At 39.0% G+C, this 16994-nt stretch carries 18 protein-coding genes; 15 read left to right on the top strand and 3 right to left on the bottom strand.

Annotated features, from left to right (window positions below; translation table 11 throughout):
• The 14 genes from ACZZZC_RS14855 to ACZZZC_RS14790 all read left to right on the top strand — a co-directional run bounded on the left by ACZZZC_RS14855 (position 1) and on the right by ACZZZC_RS14790 (position 14107).
• Positions 1 to 141 (top strand): winged helix-turn-helix transcriptional regulator, encoded by a 141-nt coding sequence (locus ACZZZC_RS14855; protein ID WP_463482754.1) that lies wholly within the window; start codon positions 1 to 3, stop codon positions 139 to 141.
• A 330-nt stretch (positions 142 to 471) separates the two neighbouring features.
• Positions 472 to 945: a Dps family protein gene (locus ACZZZC_RS14850; RefSeq protein ID WP_056849934.1), complete on the top strand. Its 474-nt coding sequence runs from the start codon at positions 472 to 474 to the stop codon at positions 943 to 945.
• Between the two features lie 68 nt (positions 946 to 1013).
• Positions 1014 to 1709, top strand: a complete 696-nt coding sequence (locus tag ACZZZC_RS14845; RefSeq protein ID WP_463482753.1) for a LytR/AlgR family response regulator transcription factor — start codon at positions 1014 to 1016, stop codon at positions 1707 to 1709.
• Positions 1710 to 1784: 75 nt separating this feature from the next.
• Positions 1785 to 3992, top strand: a complete 2208-nt coding sequence (locus ACZZZC_RS14840) for a response regulator (protein WP_463482752.1) — start codon at positions 1785 to 1787, stop codon at positions 3990 to 3992.
• 13 nt (positions 3993 to 4005) lie between these two features.
• Complete coding sequence (locus ACZZZC_RS14835; RefSeq protein WP_463482751.1) at positions 4006 to 5064, top strand: NADH:flavin oxidoreductase/NADH oxidase; 1059 nt, start codon at positions 4006 to 4008, stop codon at positions 5062 to 5064.
• A gap of 21 nt (positions 5065 to 5085) precedes the next feature.
• A complete protein-coding gene (locus ACZZZC_RS14830) occupies positions 5086 to 5637 on the top strand; it encodes an antibiotic biosynthesis monooxygenase (RefSeq protein WP_463482750.1) in 552 nt (183 codons plus the stop codon).
• Positions 5638 to 6038: 401 nt separating this feature from the next.
• Entirely contained in the window at positions 6039 to 6596 is a 558-nt protein-coding gene (locus tag ACZZZC_RS14825; RefSeq protein WP_463482749.1) for a hypothetical protein, read from the top strand.
• Between the two features lie 178 nt (positions 6597 to 6774).
• Positions 6775 to 7821 (top strand): cupin domain-containing protein, encoded by a 1047-nt coding sequence (locus ACZZZC_RS14820; RefSeq protein ID WP_463482748.1) that lies wholly within the window; start codon positions 6775 to 6777, stop codon positions 7819 to 7821.
• 28 nt (positions 7822 to 7849) lie between these two features.
• Complete coding sequence (locus tag ACZZZC_RS14815) at positions 7850 to 8581, top strand: M17 family peptidase N-terminal domain-containing protein (protein WP_463482747.1); 732 nt, start codon at positions 7850 to 7852, stop codon at positions 8579 to 8581.
• Between the two features lie 31 nt (positions 8582 to 8612).
• On the top strand, positions 8613 to 9311 hold the full coding sequence (locus ACZZZC_RS14810; protein ID WP_463482746.1) for a YoaK family protein: 699 nt from the start codon (positions 8613 to 8615) through the stop codon (positions 9309 to 9311).
• 54 nt (positions 9312 to 9365) lie between these two features.
• Entirely contained in the window at positions 9366 to 9881 is a 516-nt protein-coding gene (locus tag ACZZZC_RS14805; protein ID WP_463482745.1) for a DsbA family protein, read from the top strand.
• 155 nt (positions 9882 to 10036) lie between these two features.
• Entirely contained in the window at positions 10037 to 10858 is an 822-nt protein-coding gene (locus tag ACZZZC_RS14800; protein WP_463482744.1) for an alpha/beta fold hydrolase, read from the top strand.
• Positions 10859 to 11300: 442 nt separating this feature from the next.
• Complete coding sequence (locus ACZZZC_RS14795) at positions 11301 to 11903, top strand: YciE/YciF ferroxidase family protein (RefSeq protein ID WP_265799203.1); 603 nt, start codon at positions 11301 to 11303, stop codon at positions 11901 to 11903.
• Positions 11904 to 11914: 11 nt separating this feature from the next.
• On the top strand, positions 11915 to 14107 hold the full coding sequence (locus tag ACZZZC_RS14790; RefSeq protein WP_463482742.1) for a catalase: 2193 nt from the start codon (positions 11915 to 11917) through the stop codon (positions 14105 to 14107).
• A gap of 63 nt (positions 14108 to 14170) precedes the next feature.
• Here the strand turns inward: ACZZZC_RS14790 and ACZZZC_RS14785 are convergent, their stop codons facing one another.
• Positions 14171 to 14665, bottom strand: coding sequence for an ankyrin repeat domain-containing protein (locus tag ACZZZC_RS14785; RefSeq protein ID WP_463482741.1), 495 nt, complete (start codon positions 14663 to 14665; stop codon positions 14171 to 14173).
• Between the two features lie 38 nt (positions 14666 to 14703).
• Positions 14704 to 15018 (bottom strand): hypothetical protein, encoded by a 315-nt coding sequence (locus tag ACZZZC_RS14780; RefSeq protein WP_463482740.1) that lies wholly within the window; start codon positions 15016 to 15018, stop codon positions 14704 to 14706.
• Positions 15019 to 15535: 517 nt separating this feature from the next.
• On the opposite strand from ACZZZC_RS14780, the gene ACZZZC_RS14775 reads away from it, so the two are divergent.
• The gene (locus ACZZZC_RS14775) at positions 15536 to 16096 is read left to right on the top strand and encodes a fasciclin domain-containing protein (RefSeq protein ID WP_265799207.1); all 561 of its coding nucleotides are present in this window, start codon (positions 15536 to 15538) and stop codon (positions 16094 to 16096) included.
• Positions 16097 to 16165: 69 nt separating this feature from the next.
• Here ACZZZC_RS14775 and ACZZZC_RS14770 read toward each other — a convergent pair whose 3' ends face one another.
• On the bottom strand, positions 16166 to 16990 hold the full coding sequence (locus ACZZZC_RS14770) for an SMP-30/gluconolactonase/LRE family protein (protein ID WP_463482739.1): 825 nt from the start codon (positions 16988 to 16990) through the stop codon (positions 16166 to 16168).
• Between the last annotated feature and the right edge of the window lie 4 nt (positions 16991 to 16994).

Below are 16994 nucleotides of genomic sequence, written 5' to 3'. Positions count from 1 at the left end.
TTGTTGAAAGCCTTTACGACAGGTCTACCAAAAGCGCTGGCCAAAGAACTGAAAGAGCTGGAGCAGCACAAATTAATAGAGCCGATTGTCACCAATGATTATCCCGTAAAAATTACCTACAAATGGACGCCTTACGCTTGATGCCTGTAACGGCTCTTTTTAGTTCGCCGTATCGCATCACATTTTCGTTGATAAATGATCATTAAAGTCCATTTGCCGCTTAGCAATACCAGCGAGCCTCTTACCAGACAGGTTGCATCGTAAGCCTCTCCATATCGTTATATGAAGTGAATCAATAACAGCGTTCACAACTTTCGCAATCTGCGATTGATAATTTAACTCAACTTTTCGAGCCTATATTTCAACGATTGTTTTTGCCTGTTTACCGAAAGGTAAATTATTTTAGAACAGGATCGCCGCATCTTTAGATTATAAAACGAAGCAATACCGCTTAAATTAAAACTTAAAACCATGAAAACCAACATTGGAATCACCGAAAAAAACACAGACGCTGTTGCTGTAGAATTAGCAAAATTATTAGCTGATGAATTTGTGTTGTACACTAAAACAAGAAACGCACATTGGAATGTTACTGGCGATAATTTTCATGCTAATCATATTTTCTTCGAAAATCAGTACAAACAACTTGATGAACTGATCGATAGCGTGGCAGAGCGCATGAGAAAGATAGGTCATTTCGCTCCAGCAACAATAAAAAGCTATTTAGAGCTAACCCAACTAACTGAGTATAGCGAAAGAAGCAATGATGGCCTTGGCTTTATGAAGGATTTGTTGCAAGACCATGAAAGCATTATCGAGTTTTTACGTGGCAACATCGTTCCTTTTGCAGAGAAGTATAAAGATTATGGTACCAGCGATTTTATTACAGGTTTGATGGAAACTCACGAAGAAATGGCCTGGATGATTCGTTCATATTTCAGATAATCATTTTCAGGGTCTTCAAAACAAAATAGAGTAATTATATTTGGTGCAAATCATAAATAAACATCTCTATGAAAGCTCTAATTGTTGATGATAACGACATTGCCAGAACTACTTTGGCACACTTGGCGAAGAAAATTCCAAATCTTACTATCGTAAATGAATATGCTAATGCCATTGAAGCTTATAGTCATATACTAACGCAACCGGTAGATTTGATATTTCTAGATATCGAAATGCCCGAAATGACAGGAATTGAACTTACAAAAAACCTGTCGGGAAGGGATGTCATTATCATTTTTACATCTTCTAAAAAAGAATATGCGCTGGAAGCCTTTGAGTTAAATATTGCAGATTATTTGCTTAAGCCTTTTACGCCTGCCAGATTTTTACAGGCGGTGACTAAAGCCCAGGCTATATTTGACAGTAAAAAAGAAAGTGTAGAATACGAAAAGGACGAATTTCTTTTTGTTAGAGATGCAAATATTACAAGGCGATTGAAGCTAGACGATATTTTTTATGCGGAGGCCATGGGCGATTATGTGAAGTTTTACACCAGGGAAAAAATGTTTGCCATTCATGGAACCATGAAAGCAGCTGAAGAGCGCTTGCTACGAGATAATTTCATCAGGGTTCACCGTTCTTATATTGTTGCCGTAGGTAAAATAGATACTTTGCAAGACGGGGGAATCATCATCAACGGAAAATTTATCCCCGTAGCCGATGCCTATCGCAAAGCATTGAATACCAGAATGAACGTTTTTTAGCTTAAGTTTCGCTTTTGAAATTTTACCAGGTTTAAGGCTGATACAATCATAATTATCGACTTTATATTTTAATTTATGATCAACATTTCGACAGTTATGGGCAATAAACGATTTGCTTATTTGATTGTACTTACCTTTGTTGCAGGCTCTGCTTTACTAATTGCAGTACAAATAAATTCGGCCAGAAATACCAAAGCGCTCATTAATAACAACAATACGCTATTGCACGAACTCCACGCCAGCAATCATTTGCGTGAGATTGATCGGGATATTTTAGGCGTGGAAAGCAGGATAAGAGCATCCATCGCAACGAACGATACTACACATTTGGAGGGTATTGATCAGAAGATCAACCAGATTGAAACCTTTTTAGATTCGCTTTCTAAAGACAATGCAGATACTGCCGAAGAACATCTAATTACCCGTTTGAGTGTGCTTGCCATGGATAAAAAAGTGGTGAAGGAAAAACTCTTACATCGTTACCACGAGCTGGGGAATATGAATGATCAAACTTCGATTGCAAATCCCCGGGCTAGAAAAATCTCTAACGAGATTACTTCTATCACCGCGAAAATTTATCGGAGCCGTCAATTACACATGATCGAGCTGAGTAAAAAAAGCGAGGAAATGGGAGATAAATCGCGGTTGTATGATATCTATATTTTGATCTTGCTGGTATTAAGCGGTGCGGTTGTTGGTTTCCATATCATTCGCCAGTTTCGTAGGCAACACCTGTTAATTAAGGAACTGGATGTTGCCGAGAAAAATGCTACCGTAGCTGCTCAAACCAAAGAAAACTTTTTGGCCAATATGAGCCACGAAATCCGAACGCCTTTGAGTGGAATATTAGGCTTTACCAATCTATTACAAAAAAGACCCTTGGATGATACCGCTGCGGAATTTGTTTCTTCTATTCAGCGCTCGGGAGAAAATCTAATGGCCATCATCAACGATATTCTTGATCTTTCCAAAATAGAAGCTGGAATGATGCGCATCACACCAGGGGTGTTCAGTATTAACGGTTTAATCAACTCTGTGGAGACGCTGTTTTCCGAGCGTGTGAAAGAGAAAAAACTGACCATATCGAGTCAGGTAGATCCATCTATTCCAGATACATTAATTGGAGATGCTACCAGACTTACACAAATTCTGGTCAACCTCATCGGAAACGCCATTAAATTTACACAGCAGGGAAACGTAAATATCGAAGTTTATAATAAAGAACAGCTAGATGGTAAAGTTACTGTCGGTTTTAAGGTTTCTGATACAGGGATTGGAATTGATAAAGAAAAATTAACCGAAGTTTTCGAACGATTTAATCAGGGTGAAGATTCCATCACCAGAAACTACGGTGGAACGGGTTTAGGCCTATCTATTGTAAAAAATCTGATTTTGCTACAGCATGGAAACATCGAAGTGAGTAGTGAGCAAGGTAAGGGAACAACTTTCAACTTTTACATCCCTTATGGCATTTCTGCTGAACAAATACAAAATGTACCGGCATTAGATGTCAATCATTTTAAGGATAAAAATAATATGCCTTGGCGGGTTTTAGTGGTAGATGATAATGCCATTAACCAGAGTTTAATGAAGCATTTATTGTTGCAGTGGAACGTAGATTTTGACATTGTTGCTAACGGAGTTGAGGCTATTGAAAATTTGCGGCACCAGACATACGATTTAATTTTGATGGACATACAAATGCCACAGATGGACGGTTATACGGCAACGCAGCAAATTCGGGAAGTGTTGCAATTAGATACTCCAATAATTGCAATGACGGCACATGCAATGGCAGGTGAGCGAGAGAAATGTTTAAGCAGGGGTATGAACGATTACATCTCCAAACCGATTAAAGAAGAAGAACTTTTTAAGCTAATTTCTGGTTTTGGATTGCAAGAGCGTCATCAACAAGCGGCAGAAAATGTAACTGATCAAAATAGTTTCAAATTTATCGATCTGGATTACATGCGGTCCATTAGCGGAGGCGATGTCGATTTTGAAAAAACAGTTACGCAGCAATTTATAACCAATGTACCCAAGCATTTACAGCAGTTAAAAACTGCCTATCAAAATAATGATTTTACTACGGTAAACATGCGGGCGCACGATTTTAAAACCAGTATTGCTATGCTCGGCTTATTAAATATCCTGGCAGAAAAACTAGATTCGATTGAATTGGTTTCTGAACAAAATGAAGTGACGGAACAGATTATAAAAGATTTAGAATACGTGTTAATGCAAGCAGTTGCTGAAGCAAAAATATTCTTACAACAACTTTAAAAAGATTTAGATTATGGATTTGTTTTCTCCTTTTAACCTACGCAACTTAACGTTAAAGAATAGGGTAGTGCTTTCTCCAATGCAGCAATACAGTGCAAAAAATGGCATTCCTGGAAACTGGCATTTGGTACATTTAGGAAGCCGGGCAGTTGGTGGTGCTGGTTTAATTATCACCGAATGCACAGCGGTAGCGCCTAAAGGTTTAGCCACTCTAAGTGATGTAGGGATTTGGAATGAGGAACAAAAAAATGCCTGGAAAACTATAGTTGATTTTGTTCATGAGCAAGATGCTAAAATTGCGATTCAGCTATGGCATTCGGGAGGAAAGGGAAGTTTAAAACATCCAAATGAAGGGATGAAACCATTAACGCCAGAAGAAGGTGGCTGGACGGTGAAATCGTGCTCTGCAATAGAGATGAACGGAGTAGCCTGGCAAGAATTTACCCTTGAAGAAATTTCTGATTTAAAAAGGGATTTTGCTAATGCAGCAATACGTGCGGTCGAAGCCGGCTTTGATGCCATAGAGATCCACGCGGGGCATGGTTATCTGTTTCACCAGTTTTATTCTGCCGTGATCAATAAGCGACAAGATAAATACGGGGGCAGCTTGGAAAATCGAATTCGTTTTTTGGTAGAAACCGTTAAAGAAATAAGAAGTGTCATTCCAGAAGGCATGCCGCTATTGGTTAGAATTTCGGCTGTAGATTATATCGAAACCGCTGAAGGATGGACTTTGGAAGATAGCATAGCGCTTTCAAAAACACTTAAAGAAAATGGGGTTGATTTTATTACCGCCTCTGGTGGAGGATTTACCAATGTAAGTAAAGACAAGGTTTTTCCTGGATACCAGGTTCCGTTTGCAGCTGCAATTAAAGAGCAAGTGAACATCGCCACTGGTGCTGTCGGGATGATTACCACAGCCGATCAGGCAAATGAAATTGTGGCTAGCGGTAAGGCAGATTTGATTATCATTGCCAGAGAACATCTACGTGATCCGTATTTCGCGCTCCACTCGGCTAAAACTTTGGGTATTGATATAGAAGTCCCTTGGCAATATAAAAGAGCTTTTTAGTTTATAATAACTGGTTTCAACATGGAAAAAGACGGTGCTTCGGTTGTAATTACCCATCATATTTTAAACGATAAACAGAAAGAATATGAACAATGGCTGAGTGAAATTATTCCTATCTCTAATCATTCTGAAGGCTTTATAGATTTACAGATTGTAAGGCCCATTCCGAAGCTTACCTTTGTGTACACCGTAATTATTCGTTTTGATACCATTGAGCATCTCAAAGTTTGGATGGAATCTGACGATCGAAAAAGAATGATCGATAAGGCACAACCATTCTTTAGAAAAAATGATCGGTATCAAATCAAATCAGGTTTAGATTTTTTATTTAACAATGAAAGTGAAGGCAATAAAACGCCTGTCCGCTGGAAACAATTTCTCGCCACCTGGTCGGCCATTTACCCATTATCAATCTTGGTACCGCTACTCTCATTGCCAGTTTTAAGACTGCTCCATATTCCGGTAAATCATTATTTTGACGCCTTTATAAATTCGGGATGCATTGTGCTGTTAATGGTTTACGTGGTAATGCCGAATTACACTAAAATTATTAAGAAGTGGCTTTATAGATAGCATTATTCGCTTCATCATTTCAAGTTGTTCAAAAAGCAGCAGACATTATTCTATTTGTCTGCTGCTTTTTTGTTGCGCTTTTCCTTTGAACAGAAACTTAATCAATTCTTTTTGATTCCGCCTCCGGTGGGTTTTGCGTTAGGGATTGAAAGGGTTTAGTACCAATTCTTTATTGGTACCGTAGCGAAGCGGAGCCCTGCAAAGCCCGACCCTTGCGTAGCTTGGTTAACGCACAGATGGATTAGAAAATTCATGCAAAATGAAAGGTAATCTCACCCATTTATCGCCATGCCCCTGTATTTAACGACATTTTTTGCCCGTTCATCGAAGAGTGATTTATTTGGCCTGATACTCGTATTAGTTTTACACCATCAAGTTAATACAATTAAAACCCTAACATTATGGAAATTCTACAAACTCCAGAAAATGCATTATCTCATTCAACAGTAACAGCTATCATCAATGCGCCGTTTGAAAAAGTAAATATCGCCGATTGGTTATTAAACCTTCCCGACGCTGAATATCAAAGGTGCTCAACCCAACATATCGGCGCCGCCATTTCTTCAACATACGAAGGGCAGCCTGTATCATTAAACGTCGAAACTATCGGTGATGCGCTGATGGTTCAACATTATGTAGCTGTTGAGCACCGCCCGGATTATTGCCGGATGCTTTCCATTTCTGATTCGATTACAAAAGGTGGCCGTACTAAAGTTCAGGTGCTTTGGGAACTTAAAGCCACAAAAATAGACGAACAAACTACCTTGTACACTAACGAAATTCACGCCACTGCTACACCAGAAATGTTCGAATATTTAAAAGCGCATAACATCAATTTAGCTGATGCTGCTGCTTCCAGACAAGCCGCTTCTGATGAGCACAACCATGAAGAAACACCGAACTTTGCAAAAAGTATCGAAAACAAAGCATTAACGGGAGAGTATAACCAACCTTTTTAAAACCGATCACGAGCGTAGTTCAATACGCTCAATCATTAAACAACCTTAACAAGTTTTCAAATCTATCTCAGCTGATCTCAACGATTACTTTCGCCCATTCACCAAATTGAAAATTAAAATGAAAGGTTTCTGAGATAGATTTACAATAGAAAAAACAAGAACCAAAAAAAATACGACTATGAAAACAACATCACTAAGTTTTAGATACGAACTCGAAAAAAAGGAACCACGTACCAACGATGGAGGAACTACGAGAGGTGCATCTGTTACTGATTTTCCAGCATCGATTGGCATTGCCGGAGTTTCGATGAGATTGCAACCTGGAAGTATGCGTGAATTACATTGGCATGCCAACGCTGCAGAATGGGCGTATGTAATTTCAGGAAACGTTCGTACTACCATTATTCATCCTGATGGACATAGCTATGTTGATAATTTTGAGCCTGGAGATGTTTGGTATTTCCCTAAAGGTTATGGTCATTCCATCCAGGCAACGGGAACGGAAGAATGCCATTTCATTTTGATTTTCGATAATGGAAATTTTTCTGAAGACCACACATTCAGTGTTACCGATTTTGTTTCTTGTATGCCGCCAGAAATTGTAGCTCAAAACTTGGGTTTAACGCTCGAAGAGGTTGCCTTACTACCTCAAAAAGAAGCTTATTTTGCAGCTGGCGTGGTTCCTGATGAAATGTCGTTTGTTGCGCAAGCTCGCCCCGATGAAAAAGATATTCAGTTAACTAGTTTTCACCGATACCCTTTACATGCGCAACAACCAAGAATTGTACCTGGTGGAGGATTACAGCGATTGGTTAGCAGTAAAGAATTCCCGATTAGCAGTACCATGTCTGGTTCTCTTATCGAATTGCAACCTGGTGCGCTAAGAGAAATGCATTGGCATCCAAATGCAGACGAATGGCAATATTACATTTCCGGTCAGGCCGAGATGTCGGTTTTCCTGGCGGAATCTACTGTGGTAACCGAACAATTTAACGCTGGAGATGTGGGTTATGTGCCAATGGGAGCGGGGCATTATATCAAAAACACAGGAGATACAGTTTGTAAAATCCTGATTGGCTTCAATAGCGGAACCTATCAATCCATTGATTTAAGCGAGTGGCTAGCCGGAAATCCTAAAGATGTAGTGGTAACTAACTTCGGATTAAAAGACGGTGAAATTGAAAAATTTCCAACTGAAAAAATCTTTATTCAACCTAAAATATAAATTTCAAACCTCATTTAAACTATTGATTATGAAAACGACACAAATCAAAATTACAGCCCGCATCAGCTTATTCTTAGTGATGCTTTTGGGCTCGGTACAATTTTCTCTGGCTCAAACTTCAGCACCAACTGTAAAGGCCAATACCTCAAAAATTTGGGGTGCTGTAGATGGAATTGCCATTGAAGGGATGGTTCAAGGTCCTTCTACCGAAATTACGCCGCTGCAAATTGCATGCGTTTTTGAATATACCGAAGGCGATATTTTCAATTCTCCACCAGCATTGCCCGAAGCGGTAAATGGAATGGTACATCTTGATAAAAGCCTGAATGGTTTGATCACTGAAATCCGTAAGTCAGGCAAATTTGCGGGCCATTCTTTAGAAACCTTATTAATTACGCCACCAGCCGGAACTATCGGAGCAAAAAAACTATTGCTAATCGGTTTAGGCGACCGAAATAAATTTACACCCGAGTTAATGAAGCAAGTGGCTAGCGTAGGTATGGAGGAAGCATTGCGATTAGGAGTTACTCAATATGCATTCGCAAGCGACCTTAAAGATGCGGGAATTGATTCTCCTACAGCGGAAGTGGCAGGTTATGGGGTAACGGGTGCTGTTAATGCCTACAGAACCCAGGTGTTTTTGAAAGCGAAAAAGATGGCAAACTTTAAACCGATTCAAAAAATAACGTTATTGGCTGGCCCGGCTTACTTTACAACTGCTGGAGAAGGTATTAGCCAGGCCATTACAGCTTTAAAATAATTGATAATCGGTTATAAAGTTAAAATCTAAAATGCAACAGCCAATGGTTTCTTCAGCTAATAGATCCTTACTGCCGGCACAGATAGCCTTGCAAGAAAAATTGGCCATATGCCTGGCTTTAGTTGCCGGATTTATTGATGCAACGGGGCTGATTAAGTGGAAAACTTACGTATCTTTTATGAGTGGAAATACCACGCAGTTAGGATCAGCGATTTCTTCGGATCAATTCGGAACGATGATCATATCGCTTACTGTTATTGGATGTTTTGTATTCGGCATTTACCTGGGAACCTGTTTATCGTTATCAAAACTTAACAAAACGAAAGCTTTAACATTTTATCTCGTTTCTGAAATGTTAATCGTTTATACAGTGGCCGACAATGTTTTTGCGATACCAGCTATTCCATCTGTTGCCATTATTGGATTTGCGATGGGATTAATGAACACAATAGTAACCGCCGTTGGCAACCAGAATGTGAATACCGATTTTGTAACCGGGACACTAAATAGTTTCGCCAGGAATACGGCAATGCTAACCATGAGCAATGACGAGTTAGAAAATAAAAAGTATAAATCAAACGCCATACACCTTTTACTGGTTTGGCTTGGCTTTTTATCCGGTGCATTTATGGCGCATTATGCCTTAATTATTATTGGCGCCTGGATCTTGCTATTGCCTGCATCGGTATTGCTAATCTGCTCACTATTTTATAAATCCAACAGCAATTAGTCCTGGTGCTGATGGAATTTTGGAAACTTTAGGAACCCTTAAAACTAAATAATTATGTCACTAAAACCAACCGTCAGCAATGCTGACCATGCACAAGGAAATATGGATGCCGACCTTGTTGTTGTAGAATATGGCGATTATCAATGTCCTTACTGCGGAGCAGCGTATCCTATCCTTAAAACATTAATGAGTCAATTTGGAGATCAAATCAAATTTGTGTTCAGGAATTTTCCACTTTCAGAAATGCATCAATATGCTAGAGCTGCGGCGCTGGCTGCAGAAGCCGCTGGTTTGCAAGGTAAATTTTGGGAGATGCATGATGCTATTTACGAAAACCAGCGAGCGCTAAACGAAATGTTACTGATGAAGCTAGCCGAAAAATTAGAACTCAATCTTCCTCAATTTGAGGAAGACATAAAAAGTTCAAAGCTGGCAGAAAAAGTCGATGCAGACTTTGAAAGCGGGGTGATGAGCGGCGTAAATGGTACCCCATCGTTTTATGTAAACGGAAAAAAATTCGATGGTGGTGCAGAAGATTTACTGCAACTGATTAGCGCAGAAGAAGAATAGCATTGGTATAATAGCTGCGATATTTAAAATTAATGCCGAAAGCGATTGATTTTTATCATAGATCAATTTGATCTGAAATTCTCAAAGCTACATTTGTACTATAAGTAATTAAAAAACCCTATAAATATAGATCATAAACTTAAAACTTAGAAACCATGAGTACACTAAAATTAAAAGACGGAACAGAGATTTTTTACAAAGACCAAGGTAAAGGACAAACTTTAATGTTTCACCACGGATGGCCGCTATCATCAGATGATTGGGATGCGCAAGTGATATTTTTCTTACAGAAAGGTTATCGCGTAGTCACTCACGACAGGAGAGGACATGGTCGCTCTAGTCAGGATATTTACGGCCATACCATCGAGCAATACGCGTCTGATGCAGCTGAATTGGTAGCGTTTCTTGATCTGAAAGATGTGATCCACATCGGGCACTCAACAGGCGGTGGCGAAGTGATTCGCTATGTGAACAAATATGCCAATGGCAGAGCCAAAAAAGCAGTTTTAATCAGTTCAGTTCCACCGATTATGGTAGCTAGCGACAGCAATCCTGATGGAGTTCCAATGTCTGTTTTTGACGGGATCAGAGAACAGACTTTGAACAACAGACAGCAGTTTTATATCGATTTAACTTTTCCTTTTTACGGGTACAACAGAGAAGGTGCTGATGTGAAGGAAGGCGTACAGAGAAACTGGTGGAGACAAGGTATGATGGGCGGAATTGTGGCTCATTATGAAGGAATCAAAGCCTTTTCTGAAACCGATTTTAGAGAAGATTTAAAAGCTGTGGATATTCCTGTTTTGGTTTTGCATGGTGAAGATGATCAGATTGTACCTTATCAAAATGCCGCTTTAAAATCAATTAAATTATTGAAAAACGGTACCATAAAAACGTATCCTGGTTTCCCTCATGGAATGCCCACAACTGAAGCAGCGACAATAAATAAAGATCTTTTGGAGTTTATTGAAGCATAGTCACAAAATTTTGGTAACTTCAGTACCAATTACTTATATAAAAATAAAGCCTTTCATTTCTGAAAGGCTTTATCTGAAACAAACCATATTATAGATGGTATGGTTTGCAATCTATCTTTCTATCCTATCCAGGCATAGATCGTCCCGTGTTAAACTAGATGCTCCTAATTTGACATTGTAAATTTAGCTATTGTTGCTATTGCGGTATATAGCCCTTTACTACCATTCTCATTTAGTTTTTTTCTCTACTAGCTTGCTCTGTTTTTGATTAATTCGTTGCAGAATTTCAATTAAGAAAACTGCTCTTAATAGGAAAATCTGCCTTTAGCGAGCTGTTGAAACTGGCTGTCCTCTCTAAATTCAATGGGTAAATAAGAATTACAATTTTAGAAAGTTCTAAGAATTTGATCCGTATTCAGATTTAATTAATAACCAAAACTTAATGGTAAAATCTATGGTTGTAAAAGAAAGCAACCCTACAGAACATACCATGAAAACAAAAGACACAGGAAGCGATCCAAAATTCGCATCTAAAACAACTGTTGACGATTCTCCGGCCTTAAACGATTTATTTAAGGATTCAATTGCAGATTTATATTGGGCAGAAAACCATCTGGTTAAGGCCTTGCCAAAAATGATTTCGGCAGCTACAGCAGATTCGCTTAAGAAAGCGATCACCTCTCATCTAGAAGAGACTAAAACGCATGTAAAAAGACTAGAGCAGGTTTTTGAGCTGATGGGCGAAAAGGCTATCGCCAAGAAATGCGATGCCATGGAAGGTTTAACTAAAGAAGCGGAAGGAATTGTTGAAGAAACGCCACCTGGAACTGCAACAAGAGATGTAGGTATTATTCTCGCTTCGCAGAAAGTAGAGCATTATGAAATTGCCAGTTATGGCGGCCTTCATCAATTGGCCATTACTTTGGGTTTAACAGATGTTGCCGATGTATTAGCGCAAACGCTTGAAGAAGAAAAATTAGCGGATACAAAACTAACTGATATTGCAGAAAACGAAATTAATTATAACGCGGCTGAGGAGGCATAAAGATTAAAAATATGGCTAAGAAAAATGCTGAAAATAATCCAGCGCCTGCACAGCAGGAAAATGATAAAACCAATAAACTAGAAGCTTTTGTGGCCGATTCGACTGGGCAAAAGCTCACCACCAACCACGGCGTTAAAATTAATGATGACCAAAATTCACTAAAGGCAGGCGATAGAGGAGCCACACTTCTGGAAGATTTTATACTTCGGGAAAAGATTACTCATTTCGATCACGAGAGAATTCCAGAACGTGTTGTACATGCCCGTGGATCTGCAGCACACGGTGTATTTAAGGTTTACGAGGATATGTCTGAACTTACCCGGGCAGCTTTTTTATGCGATCCTGGTGCTGAAACCCCTGTGTTTGTTCGGTTTTCTACCGTAGCAGGTTCACGAGGATCGACAGATCTTGCAAGAGATGTACGTGGATTTGCCGTGAAATTTTATACCCAGGAAGGTAATTTTGACCTTGTGGGAAATAATATGCCGGTATTTTTTATTCAGGATGCTGTTAAGTTTCCAGACTTAATACATGCTGTTAAACCCGAACCAGATAACGAAATGCCTCAGGCAGCTTCTGCTCACGATACTTTTTGGGATTTTATCTCACAGCTACCTGAATCTGCGCACATGATTATGTGGGCCATGAGTGATAGGGCGTTGCCGAGAAGTTACCGGATGATGGAAGGTTTTGGGGTGCATACTTTTCGTTTCGTAAATGCAGAAGGTGTTTCCAATTTTGTTAAATTCCATTGGAAACCTTTATTGGGAGTTCATGCCGTAGCTTGGGATGAAGCCCAGAACATTTCAGGTAAAGATCCTGACTTTCACAGAAGAGATTTATGGGATGCGATCGAAGCAGGTGCATTTCCAGAATGGGAGCTAGGCGTTCAAATTGTGCCCGAGGCTGATGAATTTAAGTTCGAATTCGACATTCTCGATCCAACGAAAATTATTCCGGAAGAGCTGGTTCCTGTTCAGAGAATTGGAAAAATGACCTTAAATCGGAACCCGGATAACTTCTTTGCCGAAACAGAACAGGTTGCCTTCCATGTGGGCCATGTAGTGCCTGGGATAGATTTTACCAATGATCCATTATTGCAAGGCAGGTTGTTTTCGTACACCGATACGCAACTTATTCGTTTAGGTGGGCCAAATTTTCACGAAATTCCAATTAACCGTCCGGTAGTTCCGGTGCATAACAATCAAAGAGATGGTTATATGCGCCAAACGATAAACCGCGGCAAAACAAGTTACGGTCCGAACGGTATTGCCAATCAAGATCCTCAGCAAGTAAAAGCTGCTGATGGTGGTTTCGTGAGTTATAACGAACGAATCGATGCCAAGAAAATCCGGGCGAGAAGTAGAAGCTTCTTTGATCATTTTTCGCAAGCGAGATTGTTTTTTAATTCGCAAAGTGATCCTGAGAAAAACCACATTATCGATGCCCTAAGTTTTGAGCTTGGTAAGGTTAAGGCGGTAGAAATTCGTGAGCGCATGCTGGCAGTTTTGGCGCAAATTGATAAAGGCTTAGCTGCGGAAGTTGCTTATGCACTAGGTTTGCATATTCCAGAAATTGCTTTGGAAGATTTAAATAATAGTATTCCAGCAGATGCTGATCGAGCAGATTATGCCTCTGAAAATCCGGAAGGAAGTTTGGCAAAATCTGATGCATTGAGTATGGCCGGAACAGTGAAGGATACTATTAAAACGAGAAAGATCGCAATTTTGGCAGCTGATGGCGTAGATGAAAAAGCATTGAGCACCGTTAAAACTGCTTTGGTAGCAGGAGGAGCCATAGTACACATCATCGCCCCAAAATTAGGAGAAATCATTTCTAAAGGAGATCAAAAAATTGTACCTGATGAAAGTTTCCTTACAGCAGCTTCGGTATTGTATGATGCGGTTTATGTTCCTGGTGGTGCGAACAGCGTAGCCACTTTAGAAGCAGAAGCTAACGCCGTACATTTTTTAAACGAAGCGTTTAAGCATTGCAAGGCCATTGCCGCAGATGATGAAGCCATACAGGTGTTAGAATCTACTTATTTCCATAAGAAGTTACCGGCTGAATATTCGAAAGAAACAGTGTTGAGAGAAGGGGTTATAGTTTCGGGAGATGTGGAAGAATTAACAAGCACATTTATTGAAATGATTGCCCTCCATCGCTTTTGGGAACGTGAGAATCCACGGAAAATCCCAGCATAATTACAAAAAAATGGCGCCATTTGGCGCCGTTTTTTTGTTTTGAGGTTTTGTAAATAGTTAATGTTATCCTGCGATTTTTGCCAAATGTGCTTCCAGCAACTCAATTCCTTTCTCATTTCCCTGCATCGCTGCAAAATCTAAAGCATGTTGCCCTCTATTATCAAGTAAATTGGCATCAGCACCGCTAGCCAATAGTAATTGCAAAACGTCATTTCTACCAAACATCGCTGCAAACATTAATGCCGTTCCTCCATTTCCATGTTTCAAATCTAAGTTTGCCCCATGTTCAATTAATAATTCGACAATGCCGATATAACCTTTAAATGCCGAACCCATTAAAGCAGTATTGCCGCCAAAATCAGCAGCATCGATATTGGCACCATGCTCAATCAATAATTTGGCTGCTTCAGGTTGATTATTATAACAAGCGATGATCAGAGGCGTATAGCCCTTTTCATCTTGAAAATTTAAGTCTGCATTGCGGTGAATCAATTCTGTTAAAACTTCAATTTCTCCTTTTCTTGCAGCTGGTATAATGAGTAAGTTTATGTCGTTCATGTTCTTACAACCTTGCTATGATTTAAAAGTTTTAAAAACTATTTTCCGTACACAAGTATCTTTAATTCTTTCCCTTCCGTACTTTGCTGCAGTGTATTGCTCAAAGCCAAAAAGCACTTTTCATAGTCAATACGTTCATTAAACATCCGGTGACCCCGAAGTTTTAATAAGGCTTTTAGAAAGGTGATGGCAATTGTAGCATCAGGATGTGATGAGAAAAACTCCAGGTATTTTTTGTTTCTGATCGTCGCCCTCATATCATCCAGATCGATATTTAATTGTCCACCTCTAACTTGAGCGCTATCAATTTCATCAGCAATATTAATGGTGGTGTTATTTTCAAAAATCAACATTCGATAAGATTTCGGCAGGAAAGCATATGTCTTTTTGGCTTCTTCATAAGTTTTAGTCGAATCTGGGCCGAGAAAAAAATAGCGATTTGCTTATTTTCCATTTCACATGGTTTTTTAAATGCAAACGCGAAATCCTTTTCCTTTATCGGTTGAAAATATTGCTTTTTTGAGTTTAGATCATAAATGAAAACATACTTATTGTTCGCGGTAAATTTAATATGGCCGGTTAATTTAAGGCTATCGGTTTGAGCAAATGCGTTAAATGAAGCCAGGAAGCCGATCATCAATAGAATTCTTTTCATGAAGAGTATTGTTAAGTGTAGATAACTGATGTAAAGTATTTAATTTACTTTATATATCTAGCTAATTGGCTTTTTTTATCTGTTAAAATTCCCTTCTGATTAATTTATTTCAATTTAAACTTCTGTTAATCAACTGTTTGATGTTAAAATTGATTTTAAAAAATCCGGGGTTCATCACTTTTGCGTAAATGATGTCATAACAGAAACAAAAAACCATGAAAAAATTATTTTTATCGGCAGTGGCTATAGTAGCTATCGCAATCGCATCAAACACATCAGTTCAGGCTCAGGAAAAAACCAAAATGGTTGGCGGCGCTGCAATGTATCCATCGAAAGACATTGTAGACAATGCAGTGAACTCAAAAGACCATACTACCTTGGTTGCAGCAGTTAAAGCAGCTGGTTTAGTAGAAACATTAAAAGGAGCTGGACCGTTCACGGTGTTTGCACCAACAAACAGTGCTTTTGGTAAATTACCAGCAGGTACAGTTGAAACATTGGTTAAACCAGAAAATAAAGCAACGTTAACCAAAATCTTAACCTACCACGTAGTATCAGGAAAGCTAGATAGCAAAGCAATTGCAAAAGCAATTAAAGCTGGTAAAGGAAAAGCTGAACTAACTACAGTTGAAGGTGGTAAACTTTGGGCTTGGATGGAAGGCAAAAAATTAATGTTGAAAGACGAAAAAGGTGGTATGAGTACCGTTACAATCGCTGACGTGTATCAAAAAAATGGTGTTATCCATGTAATTGATACCGTTTTAATGCCAAAATAATCATCCCTACAGTAATGTTAAAACCGCATCGAAATATTTCGATGCGGTTTTTTTATTTAGTGCATAATGCTAAAATTCCATTTTATATGCGATCACTGAATTGGTATTGAATGTGGGTACGTATAGCATTTTGCTTTTCGGATCGTAGCCGATATCTGCAGTGTTCATTTTACCTCTTACATCCAAAAGCTTTTGTTTATTGCCATCTTTCTTGATGTGGTAAATGATTCCTTCCCAACAGGTAACAATAAAATTCCGCTTTCCATCAGGTTCGAGGCCATCGCCAGAAGCTTCCAAACCTTCAGCAATTTGAGTTGCAACTTTATGCTTGTCAAACTTTAATAATTTTGTGCCTGACAACACATGAAGTTCATTGTTAATAAATTTTAAACCATTCGCAGATGTTACATTTTCCAAATAGATTTCGCTTTTATTGTTAATTATCCGATGAATTTTATTTGTTCTCGTATCTGAAACATAAATTATTCCACGTTTATCTATCGCAATATCATTCAGAAAAACTGCTTCCGGAACTCTTATTGTTGCGGTGATTTTAGCCGTGGCCGTATCGATCTCATGTACCACATCAAGGTCGGCCACATAAAGTTTTCCATTGTAAATTGCCATTCCTTTCGGCGCATTTAAACCCGTAATCCAGGTTAAATTTTTAGTGCTACCATCTCGGTTTAAAATGGCGATACCGCCTTTGGCGTCTTTCTTATTAGCCGCACCATCAATCAGCGATACATACATTTGTTGTTTTTGGGGGATATAAAGAACCGATTCAGGTACGGCAAGCTGATCTTTAGACTTCCATATCTCTTTCAAACTGGTGCTTTGAGCATTTAAAGATAATGCTGCAAAAAGCAATGTCGTGGAAAAAATGTATTTCATGTTT

The sequence above is a fragment of the Pedobacter sp. AC212 genome, from assembly GCF_979258625.1.
The sequence above is the reverse complement of the archived record's forward strand: the minus strand, read 5'-3'. Positions and strand labels throughout refer to the sequence as shown.